This is a genomic window from Streptomyces sp. NPDC040432 (genome assembly GCF_055595445.1).
Genome location: NZ_JBVIVP010000014.1, coordinates 1 through 20,916 on the forward strand (window position 1 = coordinate 1; position 20,916 = coordinate 20,916).

19 protein-coding genes are annotated in these 20,916 nt (G+C 72.7%); 4 read left to right on the forward strand and 15 right to left on the reverse strand.

Annotated features, from left to right (window positions below):
* Positions 1–126: 126 nt before the first annotated feature.
* Positions 127–849: a response regulator transcription factor gene (locus tag ACZ58N_RS25295; RefSeq protein WP_471164027.1), complete on the forward strand. Its 723-nt coding sequence runs from the start codon at positions 127–129 to the stop codon at positions 847–849.
* Complete coding sequence (locus tag ACZ58N_RS25300; RefSeq protein ID WP_471164030.1) at positions 846–2,231, forward strand: sensor histidine kinase; 1,386 nt, start codon at positions 846–848, stop codon at positions 2,229–2,231. The genes ACZ58N_RS25295 and ACZ58N_RS25300 overlap by 4 nt, the downstream gene beginning before the upstream one ends.
* Positions 2,232–2,296: 65 nt before the next feature.
* On the opposite strand, the gene ACZ58N_RS25305 is transcribed toward ACZ58N_RS25300, so the two are convergent.
* The 4 genes from ACZ58N_RS25305 to ACZ58N_RS25320 form a co-directional block, all read right to left on the reverse strand.
* A complete protein-coding gene (locus tag ACZ58N_RS25305; RefSeq protein WP_471164033.1) occupies positions 2,297–2,728 on the reverse strand; it encodes a pyridoxamine 5'-phosphate oxidase family protein in 432 nt (143 codons plus the stop codon).
* Between the two features lie 248 nt (positions 2,729–2,976).
* Entirely contained in the window at positions 2,977–3,609 is a 633-nt protein-coding gene (locus ACZ58N_RS25310; protein WP_471164036.1) for a cysteine hydrolase family protein, read from the reverse strand.
* A 136-nt stretch (positions 3,610–3,745) separates the two neighbouring features.
* Entirely contained in the window at positions 3,746–4,741 is a 996-nt protein-coding gene (locus ACZ58N_RS25315) for a GlxA family transcriptional regulator (protein ID WP_471164039.1), read from the reverse strand.
* Positions 4,742–4,920: 179 nt separating this feature from the next.
* Positions 4,921–5,169, reverse strand: coding sequence for a hypothetical protein (locus ACZ58N_RS25320; RefSeq protein WP_471164040.1), 249 nt, complete (start codon positions 5,167–5,169; stop codon positions 4,921–4,923).
* Positions 5,170–5,566: 397 nt separating this feature from the next.
* Between ACZ58N_RS25320 and ACZ58N_RS25325 the strand changes: the two genes are divergently transcribed.
* A complete protein-coding gene (locus tag ACZ58N_RS25325; RefSeq protein ID WP_471164043.1) occupies positions 5,567–6,571 on the forward strand; it encodes a BtrH N-terminal domain-containing protein in 1,005 nt (334 codons plus the stop codon).
* Positions 6,572–6,626: 55 nt separating this feature from the next.
* Here ACZ58N_RS25325 and ACZ58N_RS25330 read toward each other — a convergent pair whose 3' ends face one another.
* The 7 genes from ACZ58N_RS25330 to ACZ58N_RS25360 form a co-directional block, all read right to left on the reverse strand.
* On the reverse strand, positions 6,627–7,745 hold the full coding sequence (locus tag ACZ58N_RS25330; protein ID WP_471164045.1) for an LLM class flavin-dependent oxidoreductase: 1,119 nt from the start codon (positions 7,743–7,745) through the stop codon (positions 6,627–6,629).
* A gap of 11 nt (positions 7,746–7,756) precedes the next feature.
* A complete protein-coding gene (locus ACZ58N_RS25335) occupies positions 7,757–8,887 on the reverse strand; it encodes an LLM class flavin-dependent oxidoreductase (protein WP_471164047.1) in 1,131 nt (376 codons plus the stop codon).
* The gene (locus ACZ58N_RS25340) at positions 8,884–10,269 is read right to left on the reverse strand and encodes an NtaA/DmoA family FMN-dependent monooxygenase (protein WP_471164050.1); all 1,386 of its coding nucleotides are present in this window, start codon (positions 10,267–10,269) and stop codon (positions 8,884–8,886) included. The genes ACZ58N_RS25335 and ACZ58N_RS25340 overlap by 4 nt, the downstream gene beginning before the upstream one ends.
* A 24-nt stretch (positions 10,270–10,293) precedes the next feature.
* Entirely contained in the window at positions 10,294–11,508 is a 1,215-nt protein-coding gene (locus ACZ58N_RS25345; RefSeq protein ID WP_471164052.1) for an LLM class flavin-dependent oxidoreductase, read from the reverse strand.
* 206 nt (positions 11,509–11,714) lie between these two features.
* Entirely contained in the window at positions 11,715–12,731 is a 1,017-nt protein-coding gene (locus tag ACZ58N_RS25350; protein WP_471164054.1) for a transporter substrate-binding domain-containing protein, read from the reverse strand.
* Between the two features lie 84 nt (positions 12,732–12,815).
* Positions 12,816–13,607: an amino acid ABC transporter ATP-binding protein gene (locus ACZ58N_RS25355; protein ID WP_471164057.1), complete on the reverse strand. Its 792-nt coding sequence runs from the start codon at positions 13,605–13,607 to the stop codon at positions 12,816–12,818.
* Positions 13,604–14,569, reverse strand: a complete 966-nt coding sequence (locus ACZ58N_RS25360) for an amino acid ABC transporter permease (protein WP_471164059.1) — start codon at positions 14,567–14,569, stop codon at positions 13,604–13,606. The genes ACZ58N_RS25355 and ACZ58N_RS25360 overlap by 4 nt, the downstream gene beginning before the upstream one ends.
* Before the next feature lie 302 nt (positions 14,570–14,871).
* Here ACZ58N_RS25360 and ACZ58N_RS25365 point away from each other — a divergent pair, with 302 nt between their 5' ends.
* Positions 14,872–15,021, forward strand: coding sequence for a hypothetical protein (locus ACZ58N_RS25365; RefSeq protein WP_471164062.1), 150 nt, complete (start codon positions 14,872–14,874; stop codon positions 15,019–15,021).
* A gap of 144 nt (positions 15,022–15,165) precedes the next feature.
* Here the strand turns inward: ACZ58N_RS25365 and ACZ58N_RS25370 are convergent, their stop codons facing one another.
* The 4 genes from ACZ58N_RS25370 to ACZ58N_RS25385 all read right to left on the reverse strand — a co-directional run bounded on the left by ACZ58N_RS25370 (position 15,166) and on the right by ACZ58N_RS25385 (position 20,891).
* Positions 15,166–18,558 carry a molybdopterin-dependent oxidoreductase gene (locus tag ACZ58N_RS25370; protein WP_471164065.1) on the reverse strand — a complete coding sequence of 1,131 codons (3,393 nt, stop codon included), beginning with the start codon at positions 18,556–18,558 and terminating at the stop codon, positions 15,166–15,168.
* A 148-nt stretch (positions 18,559–18,706) separates the two neighbouring features.
* Positions 18,707–19,291 (reverse strand): RNA 2',3'-cyclic phosphodiesterase, encoded by a 585-nt coding sequence (gene thpR / locus ACZ58N_RS25375; RefSeq protein ID WP_471164067.1) that lies wholly within the window; start codon positions 19,289–19,291, stop codon positions 18,707–18,709.
* Positions 19,292–19,531: 240 nt separating this feature from the next.
* Entirely contained in the window at positions 19,532–19,924 is a 393-nt protein-coding gene (locus ACZ58N_RS25380; protein WP_471164070.1) for a hypothetical protein, read from the reverse strand.
* Between the two features lie 7 nt (positions 19,925–19,931).
* Entirely contained in the window at positions 19,932–20,891 is a 960-nt protein-coding gene (locus ACZ58N_RS25385; protein ID WP_471164071.1) for a DMT family transporter, read from the reverse strand.
* Positions 20,892–20,916 lie beyond the last annotated feature (25 nt).

The following is a 20,916-nucleotide window of genomic DNA, read 5'->3' on the forward strand; positions in this document are numbered from 1 at the left end:
AAGCCCGAGTACGTCCAGTACGCGGGCTTCCGCCCGGCACGCCGGGAGCACGCACCGGACACCGCGAGGCCGCCCTCCGGGCGACGACGGGACTTTGACGACAGGCCCAGCACCTAAGGTGTCCCCATGCCCAGCGTCCTCGTCGTGGAAGACGACCCCAGCATCCGCCAGTCACTCATCGAGGTCCTGGCGGAACACGGGTATGCCGTACGGAGCGTGGGCGACGGTTTCGGCGCCCTGCGGGAGATCACCCGAATACCCGTCGACGCGGTGGTCCTCGACCTCGGACTGCCCGACCTGGACGGAGGGGACGCCCTGCGGATGATCCGCGGGATCTCCTCCGTCCCCGTCCTCGTGGCCACCGCCCGCGACGACGAGACGGAGATCATCAAGCTCCTCAACGCGGGCGCCGACGACTACCTCGTCAAGCCGTTCTCCGGCGGTCAGCTCATCGCCCGGCTCTCCGCCGTCCTCCGGCGCACCAGCCACGCCGCCCCGACCCACCCGACCACCGGACCCGGACCGGCCCCGACCGCCGAACCGCTGCGGGCGACCACCGTCGGCGAACTGAGCGTCGATCCCGCCGCCCGCACCGCGCACCTGGCCGGCCTGGAGCTCCACCTGACCCGCAGGGAGTTCGACCTGCTGGCCTTCCTCGCCCACCACACCGGCCAGGTCATCTCCAAACGCCGACTGCTGAGCGAGGTCTGGCGCGAGCCGTACGTCGACGACCAGACCGTCGACGTCCACCTGTCGTCCCTGCGCCGCAAGCTCGGCGAACGGGCCTCGGCCCCGCGCTACCTGCTGACCGTCCGGGGCGTCGGCATCAAACTGGTGGCCCCCCGTTGAGACGCTCCCTGGCCGGAGTCGCGCTCGCCGTGACGTCGATGGTCGCCCTCTCCTTCCTGATCCCGTTGGCCGCACTCGTCATGTCGCTGGTCAAGGAACAGAGCGTCACCGCCGCCGAACAACGCGCCGCAGCCCTCGCCCCCGTACTGACGCTGACCACCGACCCGTCCGCCCTGCGCGAGTCCGTCGCCGGACTCGACGCGTCGGAACACCTGGTGATCCACCTGCCGGACGCCCCGCCCCTCGGCACCTCCCACGCCCCCGCGGAACTGCTGCGCCGCGCCCAACAGGGGCGCGAGTCCATCTCCCGGGAGATCCCCACCGGGTGGACGTCGTTGCAGCCGGTGGTACTGCCCGGTGACCGGGTCGCCGTCATCGAGAACTTCGTCCCCGAGGCGGACCTGACCCGCGGGGTCAAGGCCTCCTGGGCCGTCATGGTCCTCCTCGCCGTCGGTCTCGTCGCAGGGTCGGTCATGGTCGCCGACCGGCTCGGTGCCAAGGTCGTCCGGTCCTCGCGGCGGCTCGCCCAGGCCTCCCGCGCGCTGGGCGCGGGCGACCTCGACGCACGCGTCGACCCGATGGGCCCCCGGGAACTGAGGGACGCGGGAGTCGCCTTCAACGCCATGGCCCACCGGATGACCGAACTGCTCGCCGTCGAACGCGAACTGGTCGCCGACCTGTCGCACCGGCTGCGCACCCCGCTGACCGCCCTGCACCTGGCCTCGGAACGCATGGCCGGTACGCCGGAGTCGGCGAGGGTCGAGGCCGCGGTGGCCGAGCTGGAGACGGAACTCGAAGCCATCATCACGGCCGCCCGCACGCCGCTGGCCGTGGGCCCGATGGCGCAGGGCCTGCTCGGCACGGACAGCCACACCTCGCACGGCGACGCCCCGCGCTGCGAGGCCTCCGACGTGGTCCGGCGCAGGACGTCCTTCTGGGCGATCCTGGCCGAGCAACAGGACCGCCCCTGCGCCGTCGAACTCACCCAGGAACCCACGGCCGTCGGCCTGTCCGACGACGACCTCGCCGCCGTGGTCGACGCGCTCATCGGCAACGTCTTCCGGCACACCGCCTCCGGGACGCCGTTCGGCGTCCGTGTCGCACGGACCGCGCAGGCCGTGGAACTCGTCGTGGAGGACTCCGGTCCGGGCATCCCGGAACCGGACCGGGCGCTGTCCCGCGGCGGCAGCAGCGGCTCCTCGGGGCTCGGCCTCGACATCGCCCGACGGGCCGCCGACGTCACCGGGGGCTCACTGCGCATCACCCGCGGTCCGCGCGGCGGCGCCCACATCACGGTGACCCTCGCCCTCGCCCCGCCGCTCCCCTCCGAACGCGGCCCCCGCGCCTCGCGCAGACGCCCGGGCTGGCTCCGCAGGCGCTGACCGTACGGGGGAACCGGGGGTTCGACGCGGTCCCGCGCCCGCTCCGGCGGCCTCCCCGATCGCCCTCAGACCTGGCCGAGGTCCGAGCTCACCCACCGCTGCGGTCGCATGTGGATGACGATCTGCTCGCCGCGGTCCTTCCACGCGAAGTCGACGTAACCCTCCACCTTCTCCGCCGGCAGGTACCGGGCGGCGATCTCCGTCAACCGCTCGCGCGTCGCGGGTTCCGTCGACAGGACCGGCCCCTCCACGGCGACGTAGCGGATCGACGGCTCGACGCGGTCGACCATCAGGCTGAACCGGCCTGCGGCCGCGATGAGCGAGGCCTTGCGGGAGTCCCGGCCCGTCATGATCCAGATGTCGCCGCCGGGGGAGTACTGGTACCAGGTCGGGACCGTCAGCGGGGCCCGGTCGCCTTCGGAACCGGCGTCCACGGCGAGCGCGGCGATGTGTGCTTCGGCGAGGAACTCCTCGCGTTCGGTGGGGGACAGCGGCACGGAAACGCTCCTTCGGAAGTGAGGAACCTGCGCCCGGACGACCGCCCCGCCCCGGCGCGTTCCGGCGGCGCGCGAGCGGACCGCCCCGGCGGCGGACGGTTCCCAGGATGCCACCCGGAGGAACCGCGCACCCTCACCGCGCCGCCGCCGGCGCGCCGTTCGTCGCGGCCGGGCGCCGCCGGCCCCGGACGGGACGACCCCGCCCGGTACGGCCCCCGCCGCCCACGTGGGGCGGCGGGGGAAGTGGTTCACCGACGTCGGACGGGGAGCTCGTCCACGGTCGCGACGACCGTGCCGAACAGATCGGTGACGGTGGTCAGGGCGGCGACCTGGAGCGCGGCGGCGGGCACCACGGTCCCGTCGGGGGCGGTGAGGGACCGGGTGGCGGTGGTCTCGGCGACGACGGTGGGGCGGTAGCCGAGGTTGAACGCCCCCTGGGCCGTGTGGTTGACGCACATGTGCGTCATGAAGCCGCCGATGACGAGGTCCTTGCCGCTGCCCGGGGCCGCGCCCAGCCCGGTGAGGGTCCGCTCCAGCTCGGTGAGGTGGAAGGCGTTGGGGAACTGCTTGACCACCACCGCCTCGCCGTCCACCGGCGCGACCTCGTCGCTGATGGCGCCGATGTGGGCGCGGATGTCGTACGGGGTGTTCTCGCCGCCATCGTTCAGGACGTGCACGACGGGCGTACCGGCGGCGCGGGCGCGCTCCAGCAGGCGGGCGCCCGCCGCGAGGGCCTCCTCGACGCCGTCGAGGGCCATGACACCGGTCCGGTAGGTGTTCTGGAAGTCCACCATGATCAGGACGGAATCGGCGAGCTCGGGCGGCCGGTTGTCCAGGCCGCTGAGGTCGCGCAGGGTGGTGGAGGGCTTGGGCGTGCTCATGGGATGCCTTTCATGGCGGTTCGGTCAAGGAGTGGTCCGGGGCATGGCGGAGCAGTCCGCCGGGCCCGGGCAGGAGCGTCCGGTCGAAGGGAAAGGACGGGAGGGAGAGGCAGGGGGACGGGTGACCCGTACCGGGTCAGGTACCCGCCCCGGTACGGAACCGGCGGCGATAGGCGGCCGGGGTGGTGGCGAGCTGCCGCCGGAAGGCCCGGTGCAGGGTCTCCGCCGAGCCGAGGCCGGCCGCGGTCGCCACGTGCTCGACCGGGCTGTCGGTGGTTTCCAGCAGGCGCCGGGCCACCTCGACCCGGGCGGCCTCGACGTACGCGGCGGGACTCGCGCCGGTCTCCTGTTTGAACACGCGGGCCAGGTGCCGCTCACTGAGGCACATGCGGGCCGCCAACACCTCCGCGGACAGGTCCTCGTCCAGGTGCTCGGCGATCCACAGCAGCAGCTCGTCGATGTCACGACGCGCGGACGCGGGCCGGCTGAGCGGTACGGAGAACTGACTCTGCCCGCCCTGCCGTTTCAGGTACATCACCAGCTGCCGGGCCACCGCCAACGCCACCTCCTCACCGAGGTCCTCGGCCACCAGCGCGAGCGAGAGGTCCAGGCAGGCGCTGATCCCGGCGCCCGTCCAGAGCCGGCCGCGGTCGGTGCGGACGAAGATCGGATCCGGGTCGACGGTGACCGCCGGATGCTCGGCGGCGAGTTGGGCGGCGGTGGACCAGTGGGTCGTCGCGGTCCGCCCGTCCAGCAACCCGGCCGCCGCCAGCAGGTGCGCCCCCACGCACACCGACGCCACCCGACGCGCGTGCGGGGCGGTGTCCTTCACCCAGGCCACCACATCGGGATCGATGCGGGCCCGGGGTCCGTCGTCGGCCATGTCCACCGCACCGGGCACCAGCAGGGTGTCGACCTGCTCGCCCACCTCGTCGAAGGCCAGGTCGGCGAGCAGTCGGACACCGGCCGAGGTCCGGACCTCGCCCGCCGTGGGACCGGCGAGCCTGACCCGGTAGCCGGCGCGGCCCGCGGTTTCCCGGTTGGCCAGCGCGAAGACCTCGGCCGGGCCGGTGACGTCGAGGAGGTCGACATCGGGGAAGACCGCGATGACGACGCGGTGGGTGAGGGGCATGCACCCATCCTCGGGGCCGCCACCGATGACCGCAATGACGGCTTCCTGTCACATCCGGACATCGGGTGTCCGGCCCCTCCGACGCGGCGACTCGATCCGGTCCCGGTGCGGCGGACCTTCACCACGCAGCGGTGCGCGGCCCCATGCGGGACCGCGCACCGTTCCTCTACGGGGTGGAGTCAGTAGTCGCCGTGACCGTGACCGTGACCGCCGTAGCCGCCCCAGTCGTCGTCATCGTCGTCCCAGCCGCTGTTGTACCAGCCGCCGTGGTCGGAGTCTCCGCCGCAGCCGCCACCGGTGAGGTAGCTGACCGAGTGCGACGGGGTTGCTGCCGAGGCCGTGCTCGCGGTCCCGATCGCGGCGCCACCTGCCATGAGCAGGCCGGCAGCCGAAATCGCGAACAGGCGCTTCGCTCTCTGTGCATGCATGGGAATACCCTTCCTTCCACCCTCCCACCACGCCTTCGGGGCAGGAACGGGTGGCCGCGGCCGCATCCGAACACTCTGCGGCGCGGATCGTGGCGTTGCCTCCGTACGTCGGCACGTCTGCCCCGGCGACGCGTCCCATGCGACGTACCTCCCCGAGACGGGCACGCGACAGAGCCTCGGTCCCCGTCCATGGACGTGCGGGAACTCCGGCCGCCGGGGGCGTGCCCCGTAGGGGCGGCTTTCACCCCACATACGCTAGTACCGCTCGCACCGCTCGGCACCTCGGGAGAACAACCGTCCGAGTGCGTCGGGTCCCTTCGTCGGACTCCGGACGCCGCGCGCCCACGGCCCTCCGGGCGACGACGGGAGATCCGACGGCAGGCCCTAGGCTGACCGCATGACTGTGCTCGTGTATGAAGACTTCGGTACCGGACGCCACCGCGAGGCCTCCCTGATCCGGCACGCCCTGGGGAGCACGCACCCGGAGGAACTGGTCGCGGGCCTGGCCGGAGGCGTCGGCTTCATGTACTTCGTCTTCGAATACGCCGGCCGCAACCCGATCGCCACCATCGTGGCCCAGGCCCACCCCGAACCCTGGGTCCAGGTCGCGCTCGGCCGCCTGGGAGTTCCGTACGACGCCACGCGCGCGATGAAGCCCCGCTGGGGCCGCGTCCGCGCCGCCCTCGACGAGGGGCAGCCCGCCTTCTGCGTCGTCGACCGGTCCTCGCTGCCCTGGCACGAGCCCGACCCGGACGCCGAGATGACCGGCGCCGACCCGTACACCGTCGTCATCGCCGGCTACGACGGCGACGACCTGCTGATCGAGGACGGCGCCGACACCCCGCACCGCATCGACCGCGAGGAGTTCGGGGCCGCCTGGACGGCGCACCGCAAGGGCAGGCACCAACTGATCGTCCCGACCGGTCCTCCCGAGGGCGACCCGGACGTCGAAGGGGCCATCGCCTCCACCGTCACCCACCTCACCGGGCCGGTCCTGGGCAACCAGTTCGACGTCAACTTCGGTTTCAGCGGCATGGAGAAGTTCGCCGCGCAACTGCGCGACAGGACCACGAAGACGGGCTGGGAGCGCCGCTTCGGCAGTTCCCCGGAAGCCTTCCGCGAGGGCACCGGGCGGCTGTACGCCTGCCTGGAGGAGGAGTGGACCGCACCGGGCGCCACCCGCCCGCTCTACGCCGACTTCCTCGACCTCGTCGACCGTCCCGAGGCGGCGGAACTCTTCCGGGAGTCCGCCCGGCACTGGTCCGGTCTGGCGGCCCTCGCCCTCGCCGTCGACCCGAATGCCGGGGCGGAGGAGCGCCGGACCCTGTTCGAGGCCTGCGCCGAGCACGTGGACCGCAGCCTCGAACTCGAAGGGCAGGCGGTCGTAGCGCTCCGCAAGTAGCGCCCCGAACCGCCGCGCCCCCGAGCGGCCCGGCGCCGCGGCCGGACCTCCCGGGTCAGCCGCGGCGCGCCCACTCCTCGGCCAGCAGCCGGTAGGAACGGACCCGGTCCTCGTGGCCGTGCGTGATCGTGGTGATCAGCAACTCATCGGCGCCGGTGGCCTCCTGGAGCCGTTCCAGGTGGTCGGCGACCGTCCGCGCGGACCCCACGAACCGCGTGTCCACCCGGTCGGCGACCAGGTCCCGGTCGGCGTCCGTCCAGGGCAGTCGCCGCGCCTCCTCCGGCGTCGGGTAGGGGATCGCGCCCTCGGCGGTACGGATGCTGCGCACCCAGGGCCCGTAGCCGGCGGCCAGCTCCCGCGCCCGCGCGTCGTCGGAGGCGACCACCACGTCGGCCGACACCGTCAGGTACGGCCGGTCCAGCTCGTCCGACGGTTTGAAGGCTGCCCTGTAGCCCTCCGCCGCCTCCAGCACCGAGGCGGGGCTGACGTGGTAGTTCGCCGCGAAGCGCAGCCCGTTGCGGCCCGCGGTCTCCGCACTGACCCCACCGCTGCTGCCCAGGATCCACACCTGCACCTCGGCCCCCTCGCCCGGCACGGCGTGCGCCTCCACGCCCTCCGGTGAGCGGTACTCGCCGCGCAGCAGCGCCAGCACGTCGGCCACCTGCTCGGCGTAGTCCTGGGGGTGCGCGCCCGGCAGGTTCAACAGCCGCTGCTGGAGGGCCACCCGCGGGTGCCCCAGCAGGTGCGAGAAGGAGAAGCGGGGCGGGATCAGCAGCCCGTTCGGAGTGTGCCCCTCGAAGGGCGGCGGGGCGTCCGGGGCGGGCTGCGGCGGCCGGCCGGCCGAACGGCCCAGACCCAGGTCGAGGCGGCCCGGGTGCAGGGCGTCGATCAGGCCGAACTCCTCGACCGTGGACAGCGCCGTGCGGTGCCCGAGTTGGACGGCCCCGGAGCCGATCCGGATCCTGGTGGTCGCGGAGGCGGTCAACGCGAGCACCACGGCGGGTGAGGTCCCGGCCACACCGGGGTTGAGGTGGTGCTCGGCGAACCAGTAGCGGGCGTACCCGAACCGTTCCGTCCGTCGGGCCAGGTCGACGCTGCGGTGCAGGGCCTCGGCGGCGGTCGAACCGGAGGTGATCGGGACGAGGTCGAGGACCCCCAGGGGTATGCCGGACATGGCCGTGCTCCTTACAGGTCGGGGGAGGCGGGAACAGTGGAGGCGGGGAGGACCGGTCCGGGGGAGCCCACCCCGGGGAGAGCCGCGCCGGGACCGGCCGCATCGGGAAAGGACGGATCGGGGATCGAGCGGCGCAGAGCGGGCGCGACCCGCGCCTGGAACAATTCGAGGGACGCCCGGTGCTCCGCGTCGCTGAGCCCGCCGGGTTCGGCCTGCAGGTGCAGCACCGTGTGGCCGAACTCCTCGTGGTAGCGGTGCACCTTCTCGATCACCTGCTGCGGGCTGCCGATCAGCGCCGAACTGCGCTCGACGAAGTCGTCCAGCGTCGGGAAGACCGGCTCCACGCCCTGCGCCCGGTGGGCCGCCAGGTACCGGGCGAACGCCGGCCGGTAGCCGGCCACCGCCCCCTGCGAGGTGGGCGCCGTGTGGAACCCCGCCGTGCCCGCGCCCACGACCGCGTGCGCCGGATCGTGCCCGTGGTGCTCCCAACGCTCCCGGTAGTGGCGGATCAACTCCGCGTACGGGCCGATCGGGTGGGTGACGTTCGCCGAGAACAGCGGGTCGCCGTGGCGCGCCGCGAGGTCGACGGACTCCCGGCTCGTGGCACTGCCGTGCCAGACCCGCAGCTTCCGCTGGTACGGCCGGGGCAGCACCTCGGCCCTCGTCAGCGCGGGCCTGAACCGGGGCCGCGCGGTCACCTCGTCCTCCTGCCAGATCCGCCGGAACAGTTCGTAGCCCTCGGAATTGCGGTCCCACTGGTCCTCGGGACTCACGTCGAACAGTTCGCGCTGCGCCTTACCGTTCCCCTTGCCGATCATCAACTCCAGTCGGCCGTCGCTGAGGTGGTCGAGCGTCGCGTAGTCCTCGTACGCCCGTACCGGGTCCAGCAGGCTCAGCGTCGTCACCGCCGTGTACAGCCGGATCCGGCGGGTCAGCGCGGCGATGTGCGAGAGCACCACGGGGGGCGACGAGGAGAGGAAGGGGCGCTCGTGGCGCTCGCCCACCCCGAACCCGTCGAAACCGAGCTCCTCCGCCAGCAGCGCGGCGGACACGACCTGGCGGAACCGTTCGCGGGTGGGGGTCGGGGTCTCCGTCAGGGGGTCGGCCGAGTCCGTGATCAGAGTGATGGCCAGGAACTTCACGAGGCGTCGGCCGCCCGTCCGGCCTCCTGCCGCGCGGCGGGTACGGAGATCCCCAGGTGTTCGCGCAGGGTGCTGCCCCCGTACTCGGAGCGGAAGACGCCGCGCTCCTGGAGCAGCGGTACGACCGTGTCGGCGAACACGTCCAGGCCACCGGGGGTGATGTGCGGGACCAGGATGAACCCGTCGGCGGCGTCCTGCTGGACCAGGGAGTCGATCTGCCCGGCCACCGTGGCCGGGGACCCGACGAACGTCTGACGGGCCGTCGTCGCGATCACCAGCTCGCGGATCGACAGGCTCTTCGCCTCGGCGAGCTCCCGCCACCGACGCGCGGTGGCGAGGGGGTCACGGAACTGCCGCACGCTCGCCCGCCCCAGGGCGATCGTGTTCTCCCCGACCTCCGGATCGATGTCGGGCAGCGGGCCGTCGGGGTCGTGGTCGGACAGGTCCCGGTTCCACACGTGCTCCAGGTACTTGATCGCCGTCTGCCCGCTGACCTGGAGACGACGGACCTCGTGGGCGCTCTCGTGGGCCTCGGCGTCGGTATCACCGAGCACGAAGGTGGCGGCGGGCAGGATCTTCAACTGATCGGGCGTGCGACCGTACTTGGCCAGCCGGCCCTTGACGTCGGCGTAGAACGCCCGGCCCTCGTCCAGGGTCCCGTACCGTCCGAAGATCGCGTCGGCCCCGGAGGCCGCGAACTCCCGCCCCTCCTCGGAGTCACCCGCCTGGAAGACCACGGGCCGGCCCTGCGGGCTGCGCGGCACGTTGAACCGGCCCTCGATGTCGAAGTGCTGCCCCCGGTGGGCGAAGGCCCCGGCGCGGGCGTCCCGCAGGAACGTGCCCGTCGCGGGATCCGCCGCGATCTCCGAGCCGTCCCAGGAGTCGAACAGCTCGATCGCCGTCGACAGGAACTCCCGTGCCCGCGAGTACCGTTCCTCGCGCGGCAGGAAGCCGCCGCGCCGGAAGTTCTCCCCGGTGAAGGCGTCCCAGGAGGTCACCACGTTCCACGCGGCCCGCCCCTCGGAGAGGTGGTCCAGGGAAGCGAACTGGCGGGCCACCTCGTACGGCTCGTTGAACGTCGAGTTGATCGTCCCGGTCAGTCCGAGCCGCTCGGTCACGGCCGCCAGCGCCGCCAGCACGGTGAACGTGTCCGGGCGCCCCACCACGTCCAGGTCGTATATCTCACCGCCCTGTTCGCGCAGTCGCAGTCCCTCGGCGAGGAAGAGGAAGTCGAACTTGGCGCGCTCGGCGGTGCGGGCGAAGTGGACGAACGAGTCGAAGTCGATGTGGCTGCCCGCCGCCGGGTCGCTCCAGACGGTGGTGTTGTTGACACCGGGGAAGTGGGCCGCGAGATGGATCTGCTTGAGCGGCTTGGTGCTCATGGTTCGTCCTTCCGATCGTTCGCGTCAGGCTGCGGGGCCGGACGCCGCGTAGCGGTTGGCCGGGTGCCGGTCCAGGCCCAGGAGCCCGCGCAGGGTGTCCGCCCCGTACGCGGTGCGGAACAGGCCGCGCCGTTGCAGCTCGGGGACCAACCCCCGGGTGATGGCGGGCAGGTCGTGCGCGATGACGGCCGGATGGAGCCGGAAGCCGGACAGGCCCGCCGTCCGCCGTTCCTCCAGCAGGTCGGCCAGCCGGCCGGGGCTCCCGGCGAACACCTCGACGGCCCCCTCGTACGGGCCTCCCGCGAGCGCGTCGAGGCGTTCCCGGCGGCCGGTCGCCGCAGGGCCGTCCTCGTCCAGGAACACGATCAGCTCCCCGAACAGGTGCAGGGGCTCCCCGGCGCGCCCGATCTCGTCCTGGGCCCGTCGCACCGCCTCCACGGCGGCCACGGACTCACCGAGGCCGCGGACGGAAAGGTGTCCGATGTCCGCGGACCGGGCCACGAGGCGGTACGCGGCGTCGACGTCGCCCGGCGCCACGACCGCGCTCACCAGGGGCTGCCCCTGCGGCGGGCGCGGGGTGATCGAGGGGCCCCGGACGCGGAAGTGCCGCCCCTCGAAGTCGATGTGGTGCAGCTTGGCGCGGTCCACGAACCGACCGGTGGCCACGTCACGGATCTCCGCGTCGTCCTCCCAGCTGTCCCACAGCCGCCGGACCACCTCGACGTGGTCGGCGGCCTCCTCATACGCCTCCGCCGCGGACGGCGCCGCCGTGCGACGGCCGAAGTGCCGCTCCTCGTGGGGCAGTGCGGAGACCTGGACGTGCACACCGGCCCGGCCCCGGCTGACGTGGTCGAGGGTGGCGACGGCCTTGGAGACGTGGAACGGCTCGGTATGGGTGGCGGTGACGGCCGGCACCAGGCCCACGTGCCGGGTCAGCGGGGCGACACGGGCCGCGGTCAGTACGGCGTCGAGCCGGCCGCGGACGCGGTCGGTCCGCCCGTCGGGTCCGTCGGGTTCGGACGACTGGAGGACGAGTCCGTCCTCGAAGGTGACGAAGTCCAGCAGCCCGGCCTCGGCCTCGGCGACGATTCCGGCCCAGTACCGGGCCGTGAAGAGGGCTCGCGGCCCCGCCCCCGGCTCGCGCCAGGCGGCAGGATGCCGGCCCGCGCCGTCGAGTGCGACGGCGAGGTGAAGGGGTCCGGCGGCGGGGGGAACGGAACGGGACGGGAATGCGGACACGTCGGCATGCGCCTTCCTGATGGGCGTGCGGGAATCGGCGGGACGGGATCTCGAATTCGGCCCGTCGGCAACCTCTCCGAAACGCTACGACCGGCGGAGAGAGCATGCAATTGCCGTCATATGAAAAGAACTTGGCGGCGATGTAACACCTCCCGGAAACACCTCCCGGAAACAATTTCCGGCCGGGCGGCCCGGCCCGCCCGGCCTCAGGAGTTCGTCGTGGGCAGTCCTGGCGGGTTGACCTCGGAGGTGGGCACCGCCTCGTCGGACAGGTTCCACGTGGTGAGCAACTGCCCGTACAGGCCGTTCTTGATCAAGTGGTTGATGGCCTCCGCGATCGGAGCCGCCAGTCCACTGTCCTTCTTCGCCGTCGCGGCGATCAGCCCTTGCAGGGAGTCACCGGCCCCTGAGAACGAACCCGCCTTCCGGGTCGGGGCGTTGGTGCTCGCGGTCTGGGTGATGTGGTAGGCGATCGAGGGGCTCGGGCCGAAGTTGAGGTCGATCTTCCTGCCGCTCAGCGCCAGGTTGGCGCTGTTGGAGTCCGGGAAGTACTTGACCGTCAGGTCCTTGCCCTCGGCGCGGAGCTTGTTCTGCCACTCCAGCAGGATCTTCTCCTGGTTGGTGCCCGAGCTGACCGCCACCGTCCTGCCCGCGAGATTGCGGTGGTCGCCGTCGAAGTTCCAGGTGCTGTCCTTCAACGCCTCGAAGGCCAGGTTGTCCTGCCGGTAGGAGGCGAAATCGTACTTCTTCTTGCGTTCCTCGGTGACCGTGACGTTCGTGAAGGCCACGTCGACCTTGCCGCTGTCGATGCCGACGAAGAGGTTCTCCCACGTGGAGTTCTTCACGACCGGCTTCAGCCCCAGGGTCGAGGCGACGAGGCGGCCGAGGTCCGGCTCCGCACCCGTGAAGGTCTTCTGGTCGGTGCCGACGTAGGCGAGCGGCGGGAATCCGGCGGGGAGGGCGCCGACCCCGATGACCAGCTCGCCGCGTTCCCGTACGTCCTTCGGAAGTCGTGCGCGCAGTGCCTCGACGACCGGCGCGGACACTTCGGCGGGCTGGGCCGCGCCGTTGGAGACGGCACCTATGGTGACCTTGCCCGGCGTCGCACCGGTGGCCTCCGCGTCACCGCCGCAGGCGGTGAGCCCGCCTGCGAGGACGGCGGTGACGGCCGCCGTGCCGACGCTGCGGGTGAAGGCGGTGCGCAGAGTGGATGGGCGTCGCATGGTGATCCTTTTCGAGGGTTCGTCGAGCGGGTGGAAGGACGGTCGGTAGGGGGAGTGACGGCACGGCCGGAGGGGGGAGAGAGCTCAGAGCACCTTGCTGAGGAACTCCCGGGTCCGCGGGTGCGCGGGGTGGTCCAGGACCTTTGCCGGCGGGCCCTGTTCGACGATGCGGCCCTCGTGCAGGAAGACGACCTCGTCGGCGACCTCCCGGGCGAAGCCGATCTCGTGCGTCACGATCACGAGGGTGGTGCCTCCGCCGGCGAGGTCCTTGATGACGGACAGCACCTCGCCGACCAACTCGGGGTCGAGTGCGGAGGTGGGTTCGTCGAAGAGGATGACGCCCGGCCGCAGGGCCAGGGCCCGGGCGATGGCGACCCGCTGCTGCTGCCCGCCGGACAACTGCCGCGGGTAGGCGCCGGTCCGGTCGCCGAGGCCGACGCGTTCCAACAGCTCGCGGGCCTGGGCCCGGGCCTGCGGACGGCGCAGCCTGCCCGTCGCGACCGGGGCGGCGGCGACGTTGTCCAGCACGGTCAGGTGCGGGAAGAGGTTGAAGTTCTGGAAGACGAAACCGATCCGGCTGCGCTGGGCCAGGATCGCCCGCTCGCGCAGTTCCTTGAGCCGGTGCCCGTGCCGCTCCACGCCGATCAGCTCGCCACCGACGCTCACGTGTCCCGACTCGGGCCTCTCCAGGTGGTTCAGGACCCGCAGCAGGGTGGACTTGCCGGAGCCCGAGCGGCCCAGCACCACGGTGACGGTGCCCGGGGCGATGGTCAGGTCCACCCCGTGCAGGACCCGCCGGCCGCCGAACGACTTGTGCACGCCGCGCACCTCGATCGCCGGGGGGCGTTCGGCGGTGGCGATGCTGTCCGTGCTCATCGGGCCGTCTCCTCGCGCAGGCGGGTCCGCAGGTCCGACAGGCCGGCGCGGGCCCGTTGGAGGGGAGTGGGCGGGACGGTGCGCAGCGCCCCGCGGGCGTAGTGGCGCTCCACGTAGAACTGCACGACGGAGACCAGGCTGGTCAGGATCACGTACCAGACCGTCGCCACGAGCAGCAGCGGCACCACGTCCCCCGGATACGTGCTGGACAGGCTCTGCACCGAGCCGAACAGGTCGAGGAGCGACACGTAGAACACCAGCGAGGTGGCCTTGAGCAGGCCGATCAGCTGGTTGACGTACGAGGGCACGATCGAGCGCAGGGCCTGCGGGAACACGATCCGTGCGAACCGGTGGCGCGCGGGCAGGCCCAGGGCCGCCGCCGCCTCGTGCTGCCCCTGGTCCACGGAGAGCACACCGGCCCTGACGATCTCGGCCGCGTAGGCGGCCTCGCACAGGCTGAGTCCGATCACGGCGACGACGAGGTCGGTGGCGAGCCGTGACTCGTCGAAGGTGAGCAAGGCGGGGCCGAAGGGCACCCCGACGCTCAGGGTGGGGTAGAGGGCGCCGAGGTTGTAGAGGAGGAGCAGGACGACGATCAGCGGCACCGAGCGGAACAGCCAGATGTACGTCCAACTCAGCGACCGGAGCACCGGATTGTCCGAGAGCCGACCGAGGGCGAGCAGGACCCCGCCGGCCAGGCCGAGGACCGCGCTGTACGCGGTCACCTGCAAGGTGATGAGCAGCCCGTCCAGGATGACGGGGCGCAGGAACCAGTAGGCGAACCGGTCCCATTGGTAGAAGGGGTTGGCGACCAGTCCGTGCGCGGCCTGCGCGACGAGCACCAGGACGGCGGCGGCCGTGATCCACCGTCCCGGCCGACGCAGCGGGAGGACCCGCTCCGTCGGGCCGGGGGACCCGGACGGGCCGGAGGCCGGCGCGGGGAGGAGCAGCGATTCGGTCAAGGACACTCCAGCAGCTTCGACGGGCGAGTAATCGAAAAGCAGCCGTCATGCCGGACGGGAGAGGCCGCTGATGTCGTTATCTGCGGCGTAAGTCAGCCGGCTTCGAAAAAGGGTGTCAACGGCTCTTGATATCGATGCGCCGACAACGTGTCGCAATTTCATCCGCCGTACACATGAGGCGTGTTGGTGAAACAAAACCCCCGCTCGACGACGTGCCGTCGGCCTGCCGGGAAGGCCGCCGCCCGGGAGCGGACACCCCGTCAGCACGCATCAGGCGGCACCGTGCGGGCACACGCGGGGGCATGAGGAAACGGAAGCGGATCTCGTTGGAGGAAATCGGAGCGCGGCTCGGGCCGGCGCTGCCCGCGTTCCAAGAAGCGGTGCTCGCCTCGGTCCTGCGCAACCGCAGGCCCGCCCCGAAGACCGGGCCGGCCGTACGGAGGCCGGCGTGATGCCGGCCTGGGTCCACGTGGCGGTGATGGCGGCGGCCATGCTCGTCCTGGCCTTCAACCTGTCGAAGGGCCGCCGCTGAGGGCTGTCCCGTAGCGCCCGCCGGGGATTGCGGGACAGCCCTTGGGCCGTGTGGTGAACTCCGGTCAGGCGTCGAGGACCAGGTCGGACGTCGGGACGGACTGGCAGGTCAGGACATCGTCGTCGGGAAGGTCGTCGGACGGGGTGACCAGGTGCGCGGCGGCGCCCGCGAGGACGGTGCGGGCGCAGCTCTCGCACTGTCCGACGCGGCAGCCGGACGGCATGCTCACCCCGGCCGCCTCGCCGAGGCCGAGGAGCGGGCCGTCGCCCTTGCGCCACCGGGCGGTGCGCCCGCTGCGGGCGAAGGTGACGGTGAACTCCGCGCCGTCGGGCAGGGACACCTCCTGCCGGGCCGGCCGGAACGTCTCGCTGAAGATCTCGAAGCGGGGCACCCCGCGCCGCCGGAGGCCCGCCGTGACGGCGGCGAGCATGGCGGTCGGCCCGCACAGGTAGAAGCGGGCACGCCGGGCGAGCAGTTCCGGGGCCACGGCGTCGGCGTCGATGAACCCGGTGCGGTCGTGGTCGCGGCCCGCCACGTCGTCGGGCAGCGGCCGCGCGTAGTGGTCGATGACGGTGAGCTGCGGCAACTGGGCTTCGAGCGCACGGATCCGGTCCCGGAAGTGGTGGTCGCGTGAGTCACGGCTCCCGTGGTGCAGGACCACCTCGGGCACGGTGCCCCCGGTGGCGGCCAGGGTTTCGAGGTAGCCGAGGAACGGGGTGATCCCGATCCCACCCGCGATCAGCACCACCGGGTGGCGGATGTCGACGGGCACGGCGAAGACACCCCGAGGGCTGGTCAGCTCCAGTCGGTCACCGGGCCGGAGCGCGTGGACCAGCGGGGAGAAGGCGCCGCCCGGTACGTTCCGCACGGCGAGCCGGTAGGCGGTGCGGTCGGCTTCGAGCGCCGGGCCGATGAGGGAGTAGCTGCGGGCGGGGCCCGTCCCGCCGGTGCTCACGGTCAGGTGCTGGCCGGGCCGGTGGTCGGGCAGCGGCCCCCCGTCGACGGGTTCCAGCCGCAGGCTCCGTACGCTCTCGCCCGCCTCACCGATCCCGGTGACGACGAACGGGCGGGTGCCGGTCCAGGTGCCGTCGTCCGGGGCGGGGCGGATCTCGCAGACCGCCGCGCGCAGCGGGACAGAACCGCTCAGCGGGTCACTGACGCCGTGATCGACGAGCCGGTTGAAGTTGTGCCCGGAGGGGTCCGTCGCGGGGGCGCCGGGCAGGGCGAGGTCGGTGGCCTCCTGCCACCACCCGTACTCGCCCACCACGACGCCGGGGTGCAGGGACGCGTCGAAACGGGCCCGCAAGCGGATGGAACCGAGCCGGGTGGACAGTTCCACCCACTGTCCCTCGGCGATGTCGCGCTCGGCCGCCGTTCGGGGGTGGAGGTCGACGGCCGGGTCGGGGGCGCGCCGCCGCAGCGAGGTCAGGGAACGCTGCTGGCTGTGCACGAAGTAGCCGTGCTTCGCGCAGGTCAGCACGAGCGGGAAGGCCTCGTCGGGGGCGGCCGGCGCGATGTGTTCGGGCACGGGCGGATACCCGTGCTCCAGCAACCGCTCCGAGTAGAGCTCGACGCGCCGCGTCGGTGTGGCGAACCCGGTCACGGCGCCGTCGCCCGCGCCGCCTCCCGTGTCGGGGTCGGCGTACTTGCGGTACCGCCGTTCGCGGGGGACCCGTACGCCGCCGGGCCGCTCCCGCAACCCGGCGACGGTCAGCCCGAGGGGTTCCAACTGCCAGTTCCAGGCGGCTTCGACGTCCCCGTCGAAGAAGTCACCGCCCAGGCCGAGCCGGTCCGCCAACGCGAAGACGACCTCCGTGTCGGACCGCGTTCCGCCCTGCGGTTCCACCACCCGAGGCCGCAACTGGACGTGCTCCTGGGCGCGGTGGTCGATCTCGAAGCCGAAGCGCAGGGCCTCGTGCTCGTAGGCGCTGTTGACGGGCAGGACGATGTCGGCGCTCGCGCCGGTGGGGTTGTGGAACAGGTCGAGGTGGACCTGGAAGTCAAGTGCGCGCAGGGCGGCGGCCACGCGGTCGGAGTCGGGTTGGGAGACCACCAGGTTCGAACCGAAGCCGATCAGGGCCCGGACCCGGTAGGGCCGCCCCGTCTCGATCGCCGTGCACAGGTCGCCCGCGTTGACGTATCCGGAGGCGGGCGGTCCCAACGGGTGTTTGTCCAGCCCGAGCGCCTTGGCGCGCTGCTCCGGCCTGAACTGCGCGACCGACGTGGCCGGGCGGTACGGGGGCGGTGGAACGACGTGGTTGCCGCCGCGGGTGTCGTAGGAGCCCGTCAGGGCGTGGAGGGTGGCCAGGGCGCGCTCGGTCTGGGACGCGTTGGCGCTCTGCCCCACCCCGGTCCAGCCGTAGTGGGCCACCGATCGGGCGGCGGCGATCCGCCGGGCCAGCGCACGGATCTCCTCCTCGGGGATCCAGGTGGCCGCCGCGACCCGCTCCGAGGTCCACGGGGCGCAGGCCCGCTCGTAGTGCTCGAAGGCCGGGGCGCAATCGACCGGGCCGGTCCGGGTGCGGACCCGGTACGTCCCGCGCAGCGCGAAGCGCTCCGGCCGGTCGGCGGCGCGCGTCGTGTCGTACGGGCGGGGGCCGTGGTCGGATTCGTCCCAGACGACGAACGCCTGCCCGTCGCGGCCGTCCGGCAGGTCGGTGGTCCGCAGGAAGCGGCCGGTGTCGGCCCGGACGAGGAGGGGCGCGTTCGTCCAGGCGCGGACGAACGCCTCGTCGTGACCGCCCGTGGAGATGAGCAGGTGGGCGAGTCCCAGGGCGAGGGCGGCGTCCGTTCCGGGTCGCACGCGCAACCAGTGGTCGGCGCCGAGGGCGGTGGTGGAGCGGCGCGGGTCGATGACGGCCAGTTCCGTACCGCGGGCTTGGGCGGCCGAGAGCGCGGCGGACTGCGACAGCCAGGTCTTCGCCGGGTTGAAGCCCCACAACAGGACGAGGTCGGCGTGCGCGTGGTCCGGCGGGGGGAGCGGGGAGCCGAAGGTGAAGGCGTGCGCGAAGTCCTTGTGCCAGTTGCAGATCTCCGCGCTGTACACGGTGTTCGGGCTGCCGAACCGGCGCACGAACCGTTCGATCCACTCGGTGGCGTCCGATACGGAGGTGCCCGACGGCGTCGCGACGCCGAAGGCCACGGCCTCGGGGCCGTCCTCGGCGGCGATCGCGGACATCCGCGCGGCGATCTCGTCCAGGGCCTCGTCCCAGGAGATGGCCTCCCACCCGGGGTCCGGATCCGTCTTGGGCCGGGTGCGGCGCAGCGGAGTGGTGAGCCGGTTCGTGCCGTGCGCGATTTCGGGGGCCGAGCGTCCCTTGGGGCACATCGCGGAACCCGTGGGGTGCTCCGGGTCCGGCCGGACCCCGGTGATCCGACCGTCCTCGACGGTGAAGACGGCCCCGCACCGCGACTTGCACAGCGTGCAGAACCCGCGCTTCTCCTCGACCTCGGCCATGATCCGGTACCTCCGAACGGGAACGGCGGTCCTGTGGGCCCGTCGTCTCCATGGGACACCCGTCCGTGCGCGTGTTCCAGCGGCCGAAGGGCCTCGACCGCGGGCCTTTCGGCCCGGTCGTGCCCCGTGCCTCCGGGCGCGGCCGTCGTCAGCTCCCGCCGCGGAAGTCCCAGGCCTCGATGTCCCGGTAGTGGATCGGTCCGGGGCCGCGACCGATGTTGCTGCCGACCAGGTGCAGGCGCGCGGCGGGCCAGTCGCGGCCGGTGAAGCCGCCGAGGCCGGCGGCGGCCTCCACCACGCAGGAGGTCTCGTTGCGGCGCGCGCGGGCCAGCGTCAGGTGCGGGCGCAGCGGCCGGTCCTCGAAGGGGATCCCGCACTCCTTGACCACGGCCCGGACGTCGCCCGCGAGCAGGTGCAGCCCTTCGAGGTCCCCGTCGACGCCGCTCCACAGCACCCGGTCGTCGAAGTGGCCGCCGCCGCGCAGGGCCAACCGTACGGGGGCGCGCCGCGCGGCGAGCTCCGCCAGCGGCGGCCGTAGCAGGGGGACGGTCCCGACCGGGAGCTCCCCGAGGAACGCGAGCGTGACGTGCCAGTCCTCGATGCGGTTCCAGCGCATGCGCGGGTACGCCTCGTAGGCGGGCCGCAGCGCCCGCGCGAGCTCGTCCTTCGCGTCGTCGGGCGGGGCGAGCGCGACGAATATCCGAACGGTCGCGGGCTGGGTCTGTGCGTTCACATTGCACTTCGTACAGTGCGGGAGCCCGCCACGTCACCTTCGGCCCCGCACCGGGCGTCCCGGTGTCGGGCAACCGGGCGTTCACCGTTGCGGCCGCGTCGTTCCTCCCTGCCGTCCTGCACGGCCAGGAACACCTCCCGCACGCGGGTCGCCGTGTCGACGAAGCCTTCGTCGGGCGCACGCGGCGAACGCGCGGAGCCGGCCCCGACCTCGATCGCCCCCCGGAGGCGACCGGGCAGGTCACTCGGACGTGAACAGTTCCTGCCGCACGCCGTCCAGGACGAAGCCGTTGTCGAAGCGCACCCGGACCGTGACGAGCGGGCCGCGCTCCTGATGCGCCGTCCACTCCGGCTCCAGGTCGGCGATCTGCTCCTCAAGCCTGCGCCTGCTCTCCGTCGGCATGTCGCGGCCGAAGGAGTCGAGGAGGGAGGTGAGACGCCGGTACTCGCGCACGCCCTCGCTCCCGTCCGGGTCCTCGACCACGCCCTCCACCGTGCCCGCGGTCCCCGCCGCGAGCGACAAGGATCCGAAGGAGGCGCCCTGCGGCGCCGGGGAGCCGTCCGTCGGCGCGAGCGAATCGATCAGCTTCGCATCGGCTGCCAGCCGTACCCGCCGGCCTTCTGTCAGGGTCATCGCTTCGTCATCCCTCGCATCGGTGCGGGCCCCCCGCCGGGGCCCCGGCCGTCAGTATCCCCGCAGGTCCGCCCACCGCCGCGCGGCGGGCCGGATCCCGCCGGGGCGGGGCGTGGCGGCGCGTCATGGCCACGCCCATCAGGACGACCGCCATGCCGACCACGACCCGCGGGCCCAGCTCCTCGTCGAGGAGGACCGCCCCCAGGACCACGGACACCACCGGCAGCAGATAGCCCACCGTCGCCGCGTTCGTCGCGCCCTCGTCGGCGATGATCCTGTACGTCAGGTAGAAGGTGAGACCTGTGGCGAACAGTCCGAGCACGACGACGGCGAGGAGGGCCCGCGGTTCGACCCGCACCGGTGTGAGGCCACCGAAGGGCAAGGTCACGGCGGTGAGCGCGGTCGCCGCGATCAGCTGGGACGCGGCGAGCGACAGGGTGGGGACGCCGCGCCCCACCAGGTGCCGTCCCATGTGGACGAACGCGACCGCGTAGCTCGCGGCGGCCCCCACGATCGCGAGCGCGCCCCACCCGACGAGGGCCGACCGTTCCCACGGCGCGAAGATCAACGCCGTCCCCGCGAACCCGGCCGCCAGACCGATCACGCGCACCGTGTGCAGGGGCCGCTCGGCACCGAGGGCCACGCCGAGCAGCAGCGACCACAGAGGGGTGGTCGCGTTCAGCACCCCGGCCGCCCCGGAGTCGATCGTCCGCTGGCCGATGCCGAACAGGACGAAGGGCAGGGCGTTGCAGAAGAACGCCGCCACCAGGAGGCGGCCCCAGACGGCCCGTTCCCGGGGCAGACGCAGCCCCTTCGCGCGGCACAGGACCAGCAGCAGGGCCGCTCCGAGCGCGCAGCGGACCAGGGCGACCTGAACCGGTGTGAACGCGTCCAGCGCGAGCTCGATCCACAGGAAGGTCGAGCCCCACAGCAGCGAGAGCACGGCCACCCGTACGGCACTGGTCATCCTTCTGTCTCCCCTCGGTCGGTCC